At 65.6% G+C, this 13,049-nt stretch carries 13 protein-coding genes; 4 read left to right on the top strand and 9 right to left on the bottom strand.

Annotated features, from left to right (window positions below):
- Positions 1-18 precede the first annotated feature (18 nt).
- The gene (locus AWB77_RS04875) at positions 19-507 is read left to right on the top strand and encodes a universal stress protein (RefSeq protein WP_061133275.1); all 489 of its coding nucleotides are present in this window, start codon (positions 19-21) and stop codon (positions 505-507) included.
- A 9-nt stretch (positions 508-516) separates the two neighbouring features.
- On the opposite strand, the gene AWB77_RS04870 is transcribed toward AWB77_RS04875, so the two are convergent.
- The 3 genes from AWB77_RS04870 to AWB77_RS04860 form a co-directional block, all read right to left on the bottom strand.
- Complete coding sequence (locus AWB77_RS04870) at positions 517-2,274, bottom strand: IlvD/Edd family dehydratase (RefSeq protein ID WP_061133274.1); 1,758 nt, start codon at positions 2,272-2,274, stop codon at positions 517-519.
- Between the two features lie 93 nt (positions 2,275-2,367).
- Positions 2,368-3,198, bottom strand: a complete 831-nt coding sequence (locus tag AWB77_RS04865; protein WP_061133273.1) for a siderophore-interacting protein — start codon at positions 3,196-3,198, stop codon at positions 2,368-2,370.
- Positions 3,199-3,214: 16 nt separating this feature from the next.
- Entirely contained in the window at positions 3,215-3,952 is a 738-nt protein-coding gene (locus tag AWB77_RS04860; RefSeq protein ID WP_374728674.1) for a PadR family transcriptional regulator, read from the bottom strand.
- 152 nt (positions 3,953-4,104) lie between these two features.
- Here AWB77_RS04860 and AWB77_RS04855 point away from each other — a divergent pair, with 152 nt between their 5' ends.
- The 3 genes from AWB77_RS04855 to AWB77_RS04845 all read left to right on the top strand — a co-directional run bounded on the left by AWB77_RS04855 (position 4,105) and on the right by AWB77_RS04845 (position 6,568).
- On the top strand, positions 4,105-4,686 hold the full coding sequence (locus AWB77_RS04855) for a flavin reductase family protein (RefSeq protein ID WP_061133272.1): 582 nt from the start codon (positions 4,105-4,107) through the stop codon (positions 4,684-4,686).
- Between the two features lie 242 nt (positions 4,687-4,928).
- Positions 4,929-5,636, top strand: coding sequence for a hypothetical protein (locus AWB77_RS04850; protein ID WP_061133271.1), 708 nt, complete (start codon positions 4,929-4,931; stop codon positions 5,634-5,636).
- 164 nt (positions 5,637-5,800) lie between these two features.
- Positions 5,801-6,568: a class I SAM-dependent methyltransferase gene (locus AWB77_RS04845; protein ID WP_061133270.1), complete on the top strand. Its 768-nt coding sequence runs from the start codon at positions 5,801-5,803 to the stop codon at positions 6,566-6,568.
- On the opposite strand, the gene AWB77_RS04840 is transcribed toward AWB77_RS04845, so the two are convergent.
- The 6 genes from AWB77_RS04840 to AWB77_RS04815 all read right to left on the bottom strand — a co-directional run bounded on the left by AWB77_RS04840 (position 6,565) and on the right by AWB77_RS04815 (position 13,045).
- Entirely contained in the window at positions 6,565-7,005 is a 441-nt protein-coding gene (locus tag AWB77_RS04840) for a hotdog family protein (protein ID WP_061133666.1), read from the bottom strand. The genes AWB77_RS04845 and AWB77_RS04840 overlap by 4 nt on opposite strands.
- Entirely contained in the window at positions 7,005-7,802 is a 798-nt protein-coding gene (locus tag AWB77_RS04835) for a beta-ketoacyl synthase chain length factor (protein WP_061133269.1), read from the bottom strand. The genes AWB77_RS04840 and AWB77_RS04835 overlap by 1 nt, the downstream gene beginning before the upstream one ends.
- Positions 7,799-9,013: a beta-ketoacyl-[acyl-carrier-protein] synthase family protein gene (locus tag AWB77_RS04830; RefSeq protein ID WP_061133268.1), complete on the bottom strand. Its 1,215-nt coding sequence runs from the start codon at positions 9,011-9,013 to the stop codon at positions 7,799-7,801. The genes AWB77_RS04835 and AWB77_RS04830 overlap by 4 nt, the downstream gene beginning before the upstream one ends.
- Positions 9,014-9,153: 140 nt before the next feature.
- Positions 9,154-9,822: an SAM-dependent methyltransferase gene (locus AWB77_RS04825; protein ID WP_061133267.1), complete on the bottom strand. Its 669-nt coding sequence runs from the start codon at positions 9,820-9,822 to the stop codon at positions 9,154-9,156.
- Positions 9,823-9,854: 32 nt separating this feature from the next.
- Positions 9,855-10,667, bottom strand: a complete 813-nt coding sequence (locus AWB77_RS04820) for a polysaccharide deacetylase family protein (protein WP_061133266.1) — start codon at positions 10,665-10,667, stop codon at positions 9,855-9,857.
- Positions 10,664-13,045, bottom strand: coding sequence for an MMPL family transporter (locus AWB77_RS04815; protein ID WP_061133265.1), 2,382 nt, complete (start codon positions 13,043-13,045; stop codon positions 10,664-10,666). Before AWB77_RS04815 ends, AWB77_RS04820 begins: the two co-directional genes overlap by 4 nt.
- Positions 13,046-13,049: the final 4 nt, after the last annotated feature.

The following is a 13,049-nucleotide window of genomic DNA, read 5'->3' as shown; positions in this document are numbered from 1 at the left end:
TGATCGGAGGGTTGCGCCATGTATCAACATATCCTTGTCGCCGTGGGTCCGAGCTTCAGCGAGGCCGCGTTATCGACGGCCATCATGCGCGCGCGCGAAAGCAATGCGCGATTGACCGTGCTGCATGTGATCGAATCGTCGCCTTGGTGGGCGGGCTGGCAGATGGAAAGCCTGTGCGACATGCCCGCGCTCGTCGAACAACTCGCGCTCGTGATTCGCCGCAGCAGCGAGAAGATGCTGCGGCGCTCGGGCATGAACGCCGATTGGCAGACGCGCACGCTCCCACGAGATGGCCATAGCATCGGGCGCGTGATTGCCGATGAAGCCGATCGACTCGATGCCGATCTCGTCGTGCTCGGCACGAAGAAACGCGGCCTATTCTGCTTCGGCGTGAATCACGTGCGTAATGTCGTGTGCCGTCGTACGAATCGCGAAGTGTTGATCGCCACGGCACGCGTGGAAGAGACAACGCGTGTGATTCGGCTGCAGACGCATCGCGTCGTATAACAAGCGAAGTTATCGACGCGGTGTCACGCCTCGTGTCTGCGTTGCGCGCAGGAAATCGAAATCGACGCCCTTGTCCGCTTGCGTCACCGTGTCGTAAAAGAGCTTGCGATAACCTCGATCCGCGCTCGGTGCGATAACCGGCGATGCCTTTGCGCGCGCGGCGAGTTCTTCATCGCTGACAAGCAGACTTATCTCGCGATTCGACACGCTCAGGCGAATCCGGTCGCCGGTGCGAACATATGCAAGCGGTCCGCCGACCGCTGATTCAGGCGTCACATGCAACACGATGGTCCCGAATGCCGTGCCGCTCATGCGCCCGTCCGAGATACGCACGGTATCCTTCACGCCCTGGACCGCGAGCTTGCGGGGAATCGGGATGTAACCGGCTTCCGGCATGCCCGGTGCACCTTTAGGGCCGATGTTCTTCAGCACGAGGATATCGTCGGGCGTGACATCGAGATCGTCCGCATCGATGCGCGCCGCGAGATCGGCGCCATTTTCGAACACGACCGCGCGTCCCTCATGTTCCATGAGCTTCGCATTCGCCGCGGATTGCTTGATGATTGCGCCGCCCGGCGCGAGATTGCCCTCGAGCACTGCGATGCCGCCTTGCGGATAGATCGGTGCGTCGAAAGGGCGTACGACGTCCTGCTCGAACGCCGGTCCCGCGGCCTCGATCTCTTCGCCGAGCGTGCGGCCCGTCACGGTCAACGCATTCAGGTTCAGAAGCGGCTTCAGCTCGCGCAGAAGCGTGGTCATGCCGCCTGCCTTGTGAAAGTCCTCCATGTAATGCGATCCCGATGGCTTCAGGTCGACGAGAACCGGCGTCTCGCGTCCCATGCGATCGAGCGCCTTCAGATCGACGTCATAACCCATGCGTCCCGCGATCGCCGTGAGATGCACGACGCCGTTCGTCGATCCGCCGATAGCGAGCAGCACGCGCATTGCGTTCTCGAATGCTTCAGCCGTGAGTATCTTGTCGATGGTGAGGTTATCGCGCGCGATTCTCACGGCTTGCGTGCCCGTGAGTTCGGCGATACGCATGCGATCCGACGTCACCGCGGGCGGCGACGCACCGCCGGGCACCGTCATGCCGAGCGCTTCGGCGATGCACGCCATCGTGCTTGCCGTGCCCATCACCGAACATGTGCCGACGCTCGCGACGAGTTGATTGTTCACGGCGGCGATCTCCGCTTCGTCGATTTCTTCCGCGCGAAAACGGCCCCAGTAACGCCGGCAATCGGTGCACGCTCCAACGCGCTCGCCACGATGCGCGCCCGTGAGCATCGATCCAGTAATGAGCTGGATCGCCGGAATGCCCGTAGATGCAGCGCCCATCAATTGCGCGGGCACGGTCTTGTCGCATCCGCCAATAAGCACGACCGCGTCCATCGGCTGCGCGCGAATCATCTCCTCGGTATCGATCGACATCAGATTGCGCAGATACATGCTCGTCGGTTGCGAGAACGATTCGGCGATCGATATCGTCGGAAAGTCCATCGGCAAGCCGCCTGCAAGCATCACGCCGCGCTTCACGGCTTCGATCAGTTGCGGCGCATTGCCGTGACACGGGTTATAAGCGCTGCCCGTATTCACGATGCCGATGACCGGGCGATCGAGCGCGCTATCGGTATAACCCGCGCCCTTGATGAACGCTTTGCGCAGAAAGAGCGAAAAGCCGTTGTCTCCGTAACTCGTCAGCGATTTGCGCAGGCCGCCGGGTTGCGCGGATTCGTCGTCGGGCTTCTTATCGAATGTATCGGTCATGATTCGACTGCCTTTTGTAAGCGTTGAAAAGTCGTCGTGACTCGATTATCGCGGGTTTGCGGCGTGGAGCGATCTCGATGCTATGAAGCCGGATCAGCCATCGATCGTTTCATGCACGGCCTGCTCGCCGCGTTTCCAGTAAGCCGACGCACGAATGCGCTTCTTGTCGATGCCGCGTTCCTCGCATAACAGCTTGCGCACCGCGCGCATGAGCGTGGCTTCGCCTGCTGCCCATACATAGCCTTCGCCCTCCGGCACATAGGTTTCGCGCAACGCGAGCAGCAACGCGCCGCCCGGATGTTCGCTCTCGTTGCGATAACGCCATTGTGCGTACAGATCCGCGCGCGTATCGAATTCGATGCGTGCCGACGAATCGCCCACTTCGATGAGCGTCGCAACGCGTGTGCCCTCGGGCAGCTCTTCCAGACGACGCGCGATGGCCGGGAGCGCGGTTTCATCGCCGATCATCAGATGCCAGTCGAACTGCGCCGGAATCACGAACGATCCACGCGGCCCGCCGATGCCGAGATGTTGACCGGGCGCGGCTTGCGCGGCCCATGCGGTCGCGGGACCGGCTTCGTGCAGCGCGAATTCGATATCGAGCTCGCGTGCCTCGCGGTCGAAACGGCGCGGCGTGAAATCGCGCGCAACGGGACGCGGCTTCGAAGCATCGAACTCGGGACCGTTGGGGCCGGCTTGAGGCAGCGCAGGCATCGTCTCGCCCGGCGCCGGGAAAAACAGCTTCACGTGATCGTCGAACGAGGCGCTCACGAAGTCTTCTAGCGAGTCGCCCGTGAAGGTCACGCGTACGTAGTGCGCATTGAGCTTCGTCACGCGCGTGACTTGCAGCAGACGAAACTTGAGCGGGTGGCGCACGCGCGTCACTTCGAGATCGGGCCGGTCTTGCAGGATGGAATCGGTCATCGTGTGCGGCTCCTTCTTACGCCTGTTTCGGCGCGGGGTTCTGTTCGATTTCGGCCGTCGCGCGCGCAAGGATCCCGGCGATACGGCGTTGCTCTTCTTGCGATGCGTCGGTGCGCAAGAGCAATGCTTTCTTCAGCGCACGGCGCGCGGCGATCAGCTCGGGCGCCCAGCCGTTGTCGGCAGCGGTGTCGTCCGCATCCTCGCCCATGTAGGCGCGGCGCACGAGATCCATTTTGCGGGCGAAATGCGTGAGCTTCGCAAGCATGATGTCGACGCGCTCCTGATTCGATGCAAGGTAGTCGCGCCCTGCATCGGACAGCGCATAGCGCTTGCGATTGCCTTCCAGTTCGACCGTCGTATAGCCGAGTTCTTCCAAATAGGTGAGCGCCGGATAAACCATGCCGGGGCTCGGCGCATAGAAGCCATTCGAGCGGTCTTCCAGCGCCTTGATGAGTTCGTAGCCGTGACGAGGCGCTTCGGCGAGCATCGCGAGCAGCAGCAGTTGCAGATCGTCGGAGGAGAACTTGCGGCCGCGCGGCATGCCGTCTTCGCCGCCGAATCCACCCATGCCACCCATGCCGCCCATTCCACCCGGACCGCCGCCGAAGCGGCCGCCGCCATGCCGATGCCGGCCGATCATGCCCCAGCGCTCGAAGGCGAAACGTTCCACCCATTCGGGCGTGTCAGAAGGAAAACCAGAACCGAAGGCGCGGAGGCTGGCTTCGCGCGCACGTTGAAAGCAACGGGATTTCATGTGAGCCACTCCAGATATGTCGTAAAACATATCTAAAGATATATATCGTAAGAGTGTCTGTCAAGTCGATTTTCGTCGACGCCTGGCACGCGACGACGCGCATTTTGTACGCCGCATACAATTGCGCGAATCGTCTTTTGCATACATAAACCATGAGCCACTTTCGTCCCGTCAAGCTGGAACACGCCAGCCGTCTCATCAATCATGGCCCGACCGTTCTCGTCACGAGCGCGCACGGCGGACGCCGCAACGTGATGGCCGCCGCCTGGTCGATGCCCGTCGAGTTCACGCCGCCGCGCATCGCCGTCGTGATCGACAAGAGCACGTACACACGCGAACTCGCCGCCGCGAGTGGCACGTTTGGCGTCATCGTGCCGGGTGCGGCGATGATCGATCTCACTTACGCGGTCGGCTCGACGAGCGGGCGCGACATCGACAAGTTCGCCACCTTCGGCATCGACACGGTCACCGGACCTGTGCTCGGGCTGCCGCTCATCGAGACGAACTGCGCGGCGTGGCTCGAATGCAGACTCATCGACGAGAAGCACACCGAAGACGCGTACGACACGTGTTTCGCCGAAGTCGTCGCGGCCGCCGCCGATGCGCGCGTGTTCGTCGATGGCCACTGGAGCATCGACGAAACGAATCAGCCGCTGCACACCATTCACCATCTGGGCGCGGGCAAGTTCGTGCGCGCATCGTCGATGGAGCAGGCCAGGCCGCTGCCGCGCTGATGCGTCTGGTGCCTCACCTCTAGCCCGTCATGAAGGGCTAAAGATTCCCCGTTTTCCCGTCGATAAAGAGCCGACGACCGCGAAAGACCGAAAGGCTATTCGCGGCGGCGCTTTTGCGCGCGCGATCCGTCATGCGAATTCGGACGCGGGCGATGGATGGGCAAGAACTGGTTGCATAAGGTTTCGGGCAGTGCGAGACCGTTGTGACGACCGTTCGCACCATCAGGGGAAAGGGGTGCGGTATGAAACAGCGTTTTTCGGTTGTGCGGTTTCTGGTCTATCTCGTCGGCTTCACGAGTCTTCTGTTGTTGCGGCTCGCCGTTTCGCCGGACGGGCAGGCTGGCACCGCGGCTTTCGTCGCGTGCGTGGCGTCGATCGCGGCGGGATACATGGTGTATTACGCGTCGTCGGAAGGATATCTGCGCAATCTCATGAGCGGCGTCGTGGTGTATCTCGCGCTCGTGGCGGTCGTCGCTGCGTGTCCGCCGTTCGTGCTCGTGCTGGCGCTCTGGTCGATCGCGGGCCTTGTCAAGCGGCGGCACGCGCTGCTCGTTCACGCGATGTCGAGCATCGTGCTCTTCGTTCTCGTTTTTCCGATGCCGCTCGCGCAGCGTATCGGCATGCCGGAACTCGCGGGCGCGCCGGCGGGCATCGCGTATCTCGGCTTCGCGCTCGGGTGGTCCGCATGGGCTTCGCGCAGTCCGTTGAAGCTCGGCCTCTTCAAGTTCGCGACGATGCTGCTCGCGGTGCCGCTGATCGCGTCGTTCGTCGCGCTCGTCGGTGGCGGGATGTTGAGCCGCCCGGAGCATCGCGTGCGCAATACGATGACGCGGTCGCGCCGGTCGTTTCCAGCGCCGGTGCCGGTGCCGAAGATGACGCCGCAGCTCGCGAATCCAGGAACCGTCACAGCCGGGACGGCGGCGAATGCGCTGGCCGCGTTGCCCGACTAGCGAAGTCTTCCGCGCGCAAAGGAAAGACATCGAATTATGGTATTAAGCACGTTGCATCCATAATTCAAAGTCGTTCCAGGCATTTCTGCATCGCGGCAGCCGTGTGAGAGTGATCTTTGCGGATCGAACCACGATCCACGGCTGCGCGAGAAAACGGAGACTGCATGACCTTCCCCAGCCGCGACCCGATCGACCACGAACCCCCGCACGAACCTCTCACGTCCTACTACGCCGACGAATCGAAACGGCGCCTCTGGCTGCGCGGCATCTTCGACCGAACCGCCTCCGACTATGACGCGATCGAACGCGCGATGGCGTTCGGCTCCGGCCCGTGGTATCGCAATCGCGCGCTACGTTCGGCGGGATTGTCGCGCGGCATGCGGGTACTCGATGTCGGCATGGGAACGGGGCTCGTCACGAAAGAAGCCGTCGCGATCACGGGCGATCCCGCGCTCGTCACGGGCGTCGATCCGAGTCCGGGCATGGTCGGCGAGGCGCGTCTGCCGGCCGGCGTCGAGACGCGCATCGGCACCGCCGAAAATCTGCCGTGCGACAGCAACGCCTACGATTTCCTGAGCATGGGCTTCGCGCTGCGCCACGTGAGCGATCTCGCGAAGGCCTTCGACGAATACTTCCGTGTGCTCGCGCCCGGCGGGCGTCTTTGCGTGCTGGAGATCACGCGGCCCGCGCACGGCGTCGGCGTCGCCGCGTTGAAGTTCTATATGCGCGGCGTCGTGCCGATGATCGCGCGCATCGTCGGGAAGAAAGGGGAAAGCGTCGAACTGATGCGCTATTACTGGGACACGATCGAGGCCTGCGTGCCGCCCGATGCCGTTATCGCCGCGATCCGGCGCGCGGGTTTCGCGGACGTGCGCCGCGATGTCGAACTCGGCATCTTTTCCGCTTATTGCGCGACGAAACCGGCGATCTAACCGGCTTTCCGAGCCGCGTCGAGAATCACGGCGGCGCGTCCGCTCAAAAGCAACTGGCCGGCGCAGTGAACAGCGAAGCGATACAGCACCGTGCTCGCATCGCCGCCGATGCGCTCGGCTTCGATATCGAGCGGACCGTCGAGCGTATCGAGCCGTTCGACATGCAGCGCCACGCCGCGCAAGCTCGTCAGCATGCCCACACGCGGTTTCGCTTCGTTCGCGCCGACTAGCGCGCCATGCGTCGCCATCGCCTGCGCCGCGTATTCGATGCCGCATACCGACGCGAGCCGGCCCTTCGAGCGCAACGGATTATCGGGGCGAAGATGGCTCGTCGCCGTGCAGCGGATGCGGTGCGCGTCCCACGCGAGAACCGCGTCGAGCAGACACATCCCGCCGTCGTGCGGAATGCGCGCGGCGATCCAGTCGCGATCGAGCATCATGACGGAGCGATATCGACGGCAAGCTGCGTGCCGTCGAGATAATCGAGCACGACATTCGATGCCACGCCGCGCGCCAACGCATCGAGCAAAGGCAGGGCGCGCGCGGCGGGATTCGACAGACGCAGCGCTTCGAGCGCGGCATCGGCGAAAGTGAATGCGTTCGCGTCCGAGAGACGCGCTTCGATACGCGCGAGCGTCCGCTCGTTCTCTTGCGGCGCGAGAACCAGCGCGACGCCGAATGCGTCGGTGATCGGGCGCACGCGGCGCAACGGCTCGGGATAATCCGTGTCGTAGGCGACGAGCAAGGTCGCGGTTCCATCGACGCTCACTTGCGCGAGACTCTCCAGCAGCCCCGCCGCGAAGCTGCCGTCATAGGCGCAGAGCACGTTCGATGCCGCCATCGCGCGCGTCGCGATGCTCCAGTAGCCCGCGGGCGCGTTATGGACGGAGTTGTGAAAGCGCGTCGGCGAGAGTTGCGGATCGTCGCTCGCGAGGGTTTCGCAGATCGCGTGGAAATTGCCGCCATCGCCGCCCGATGCCGCGAACACGGCGGCGAGCGTCGCGGCATCGCGCGCGCTCTGCGCGACCGCTTCGTGCGCCGCCGCGAGCGCCGCACGCACGACCGGTCCGGTGCGCCGCCGCTCGGCGGAAGGCAAGCTTGCGGGCGCGGGCAACACGGTCCTTGCCACGTCGAGCGCGCTGCGTTGCGCGAGCACGTCGGCGGCATGAGACCAGTTAGTCAGTCCCGGCCCCACTACGCCGACGCCTTCAATATACGCACGCAATGAAGTCATGCCGATACCGCTCCCTTGCGCCCGAACACGAGACTGCAGTTCGTTCCGCCGAAGCCGAACGAGTTGGACAACACCGCGCGAAGCGGCGCGGCGCGCGTCGTCAAAACGTAGTCGAGACCGAGCGCGGGGTCCGGCTCGCTCGTGTTGACGCCCGCCGGAATGACCCGATGCCGCAACGCGAGCGCCGCGATCACCGCTTCGAGCGCGCCCGCCGCGCCGAGCGTATGACCGGTCGCGCCCTTCGTGGAGCTGCACGGCACGCGGTCGAACAGGCTCGTCAGCGCGCGGCTTTCGGCGGCGTCGTTGCTGGGCGTGGCGGTGCCGTGGAGATTCACATAGCCGATGTCGGCGGCGGCGAGACCGGCGCTCGCGAGCGCCTGTTCCATCGCGATGCGCGCGCCGAGTCCTTCGGGATGCGGCGACGACATGTGATACGCATCGCTCGATTCGCCGATACCGAGCAGAAGGATCGCGTCGTCTTCAGTGTGAGCGGCGTGAGCGGACGGCTCGCGTTCGAGCAGCGCGAACGCCGCCGCCTCGCCGATGGAAATGCCGTCGCGCTTCACGTCGAACGGCTTGCACGGACCCGGCGCCAGCAGTTCGAGCGAATTGAAGCCGTAGAGCGTCGTGAGACAGAGCGTATCGACGCCGCCGACCACGGCTGCATCGATCAAGCCGGTTTCCAGCATGCGCCGCGCCGAGCCGAACACTTTCGCGCCCGACGAACACGCCGACGACACCGACACCGCCGGCCCGCGCAAGCCGAAATACGCGCGCACGAACGCGGCGAGCGAATAGGGATTGTGCGTGCTGGCGTAATCGAAATCGGCGGGCAGCGCGCCGGTCTGCGCATCGCGGCGCTGGTAGGCGAGTTCGGTTTCGAGAATGCCCGCCGTGCTCGTGCCCATGAACACGCCGACGCGCCCCGCGCCGCAACGTGCGATCGCGTCGCGCACGCGTGCCTCGAAGCCGTCCTCAAGCAGCGCGAGTTGCGCGAGACGATTGTTGCGGCAGTCGAATTCGGCGAGGTCCGCGCGCACCGGCGCATCTTCGACGCCCGCGACGCGGCCCGTGAACGTGTCGAGCGCGGCGCCCTCGAAGTCGCATCGCGCAAGGCCGCTGCGCGCTTCGGTGAGCGCGGCGAGCGTCGCGTCGAGGCCGCGCCCCGCGCAACTCGTCGCGGTGAAATGCGTAAGCAGAAGAGGATTCACTACGGGCTCGTTTCCCTAAGTCCGACGTCGTTCGAATTCGATGAATTGTAACAAACCGAGCCTTTCGGACCGCGCAGACCCAAGCGGACCCAAGCGGACCTAAGCGGACCTAAGCGGACCTAAGCGGACCTAAGCGGACCTCAGCGGGCGGGCCGCGCGATCAGCAGGCGATTGGCGTGGTGCGTGCCGTTGCCCATCGGCCGGATGGTTACGTCGAAACGCAGCTCGCCGAGCAGCTTGAGCCATTGCGCCTCGCTGCGGACCGTGAGGCCGCTCGTGCGTCCCGACCGGGCGATCTGCATGCCGAAATCGACGGCGCGATCGAGGTGCGCGCGCCAGCCGGCGGCGGCGTCGCTGACGCGCAGCAGGAGCATGCCGTCGACGGCGAGGTTCGCCCTCACGCGATGAAGGATCGCGGCCTGCGCGTGGGCATCGACGTAATGGAGCACGTCGCACACGAAGCGCACGCGCGCCTCGTGTGCCCGCAATGCGATGCGCGCGCGGTCCACATCGCGCCGCGTCAGTTCGATGCCGTGAATCGACGACGGCTCGGCTGGCGCGGGCCAGTGCGCGGGCCACGCGCCTCCCTCATGCCGATGCCACGCGTGCGCGCCGAACAGCCACGCGGCGAGCAGACCCTGGCCGCTGCCGAGATCGAGGATGCGCGCGCCGTCGGGAATCAGGCCGTGCGCGAGGACGTGAGCGAAAAACGGATCGTGCCGCAGCTTCGCCGATGCGAAATGCCACGCGAAGCGGCCCGCCGCGCGATACGGACGGCTGACGGTTTCGATGAGCGCGTTCGGCACCATGCGGGCGAAGGTCGATTGAGGGTCCGCGCAGTCTAGCCGACAATCGCCTCGCGCAACGTGACCGTCGCAAGTCCGCGATCCGACGCCGCGCGCAACACCGTGTCGAGCGCGGCGAGTATCACAGGCGCGCCGTGCGCGTCTGTCGCGGCGTGGCCGTCGTGGACGAGCAGAATGTCGCGTGATGCAAGGCCATCGAGCAAGCGGCGCGCGACGAGCGATGCATCGCCCGTGCGCGTATCGAAACCGCGCCGCGTCCAGCTCGCGAGATGCAGGCCCAGCCCGCACAACACGGGCTCGAGAAACGGATTGCGCAATCCCGCCGGAGCGCGGAAGAAGAGCGGCTTTGCGCCCGCGATCTCGCCAAGCGTCGTCTGCGCCGCGTTGATTTCGCTCCGCAACGCGCGCGGTCCCATCAACGAAAAATAATGCCGATGCCGCTCGCTGTGATTCTCGACGGCATGCCCGCGCGCGACGATCGCCTCGACGACTTCCGGATGCGCGCGCGCCCGTTCGCCGATGCAGAAGAACGTCGCCCGCGCGCGATGCGTATCGAGCAGATCGAGCACGCGCGGCGTGACATCGGGATCGGGACCGTCGTCGATGGTGATGGCGATGCTTGCGTTTGCCGATTCGGGCAGCCTCGTCCAGTTGTGGCCGAGCAATGCGCTTCGCGGCCAGAGTCCCGCCGCCGTCAGCGCGAGATGCGACGCGATCACGCCGCCTGCCGCCCACGGCCACGTCGCGGGCGCGGCCAGCCACGACGCGAGCGCGCCGGCGTGCACGGCCGCCGCGCCGCCGATCAGCGGCGTCGGCGTCCAGCGGCGCGGCCTGCCGGGCGCGTTCATCGCGACAAGTCCGAACGCGGCGCGAGGATCGCCGAGAACAGCAGCGCCAGGATCGCGCCGGGGCCGACTGTCAGGCCAAAGGTTTTCAGCATCGGCACATTGGACAGCGCGAGCAGGCCGAAGCCGAGCACCGTCGCGAGATTCGCGATCACGAGCGACACGAGCGTCTGTGGCGAAACCGCATTGTCATCGGCGTGCGCCCGATAGTTGAAGAAAAGGGCGTAGTTCGACCCGACCGCGACGATCAGCAACATGCCGATCAGATGCAGGATCGTGAGCGACATGCCCGCGAGCGCCAGCCCCGCGATCACGACGATCACCGCCGCGACGAGCGGCGCGAGCGTGCGCGCCGCGCGCAACGGCGAGCGCAGCGCGAGCACGAGGAGCACGACGATCGCGGCGAATCCGCCGAGCGACAGGCGAATGTCCTCGTGCACGTAGTTCTGATAGAGGTGATCGGCTTCGGCTTTCATATCGACGAAAAGCGCGTCCGGCACGCGCGATGCGGTGACCGCCGCGCGAATCTTCTGCGCCTGCACGTCCGAGCCTTGCGGCGCGCGCAGCGGCAGCATCGCGGTCCAGCGGCCGTCGCGTTCGGTGAGAAGCGAATCGACGCCGAGCGCCATCGACGTGCCTTGCAGATCGGCGCGTCGCAGAAGCGGCTGCGCGCGGGCCGCTTCGGTATCCGCGATGAAAGGCTCGAAAACCTCGGGCTTCACACGGATCGTCTGATCGTGCAGGGCGAGCGCGAGCCGCGCGCGCAGGACATCGGCGGCGGGCAGGCTCGCAATGCGCGCACGCTGCGCGGCATCGCTCGGCAAATACTGCGCGGGGCTTTCGAAACCGGCAATCACATGCGCGTCGGCAAGCGGCTGCAACTGCCGCGCGAGCGCTTCGGCGCGTTCGAGCGCGGCCTGCTCGCTCGCCGCCGACACCACGACGAGATAGCGCACGTCCGGCGCGCCGACATCCGCGCGCAGGCGTTCGTCGAGATCCTGGCTCGCTTTCGGCACTGGACTGAGCGCGGCCAATTCCTGGCTCCACAAGCCGTGGCGCTGCATCAAAAGCGCCGCCGCCGCCGCGAGAAGCAGCACGGCGAGCGCCACGCGCAGACGCGAGGCGCGCGCGGCGAGTCGCGCGAGCAGATTGCCGAGCCGCGAGACGTCGCGGATCGCGAAGCCTTGCGGCAACAGATGCGGCAGCACGAAACGCGTGACGATGCCCGCCGTCGACAGACCGACGATCGAATACAGCCCGAGTTGCACGAGGCCCGGAAAGCCGGAGAAGAGCATCGACGCGAACCCGCAGATCGACGTCAGCACGCCGAGGCGGATCGTCGGCCAGAAGCTCGCGACCCAGTCTTTCAGCGATTCGCGTCTTCCGTCGAAACGCACGCCCGCCGATTGCACGAAGAGATAGATCGAATAGTCGACGGCTTCGCCGATCAACGTCGTGCCGAAGCCGAGCGTGAGGCCGTGCACGGTGCCGAACGCGAGGCTCACGGCGGCCACCCCCGCCGCGACGCCCGACATGACGGGCATCAGGCCGAGCAGCAGCGTCGGCACCGAGCGATACACCGCGAGCAGCAGCACGACGATCAGCACGATGCTCGCCGCCGACAGCCAGCGCACGTCGCGCATGATGGTGTCGCGCGTTTCGACGGCGATCACGCCCGGCCCCGTCAGTAAAAGGCGATACGGCGTCGCGCCCGGCGCGGCCTGTGCGAACGCGGCGCGGATCGCGGCGATCGCGGCTGCTTGCGCGTCGGTGTCTGAACCGGCGCTTGCGGTCTGCGCGAGCAACACGGCGCGCGTTCCGTCGCGCGATGCCCACACGCCGTCCTGCATCGCCGGTTGCGCGCCGCTGTCGAGCCGGCTGACGAGCGCGGTGACCTCGCCGGTCGGATCGTGCGGCAGCAGGTCTTTCGTTATCATGCCGGCGGACGAGGCGAGCAGATCGAGGCTGTCGGCGAGCGCGTCTTTCAGGCCGGCTTCGGTGAAGCGTTCCGGTGTCACGGCCGAACTCAACTGATAACGGTGTTCGAATACGAAGCGTTCGTCGCGCGCCTGTCCGTTCGCCTCGCCATTGTTGATCGCGGAAAAGCGCTTGTCGCCGCGCAGCGTCGCCGCGATCCTGCGCGATACGTCCGCGCGCCCGTTCGCATCGCCGCCTTCGACGCCGGCAAGAATCAGCCGCGATACGAGTCCATCGCGCAATTGCTCGACGAGCACGCGCTGCTGCTCGCTCGGCGCGCGCGGCAGGAAAGCGGAAAGGTCGGCGGAAAAATGCGCGCGCGCGATGATTGCCGCGCACGCCGCGAGAAAGCACAGCCAGACGATGACCGCCGGCTGCCGCAAGGACCGCGATACCGCGCGCATGATG

Origin of the sequence: Caballeronia fortuita (genome assembly GCF_001544835.2) — a bacterium.
GTDB classification, from domain to species: Bacteria; Pseudomonadota; Gammaproteobacteria; order Burkholderiales; family Burkholderiaceae; genus Caballeronia; species Caballeronia fortuita.
This window is presented reverse-complemented; position numbering and strand designations above follow the sequence as displayed.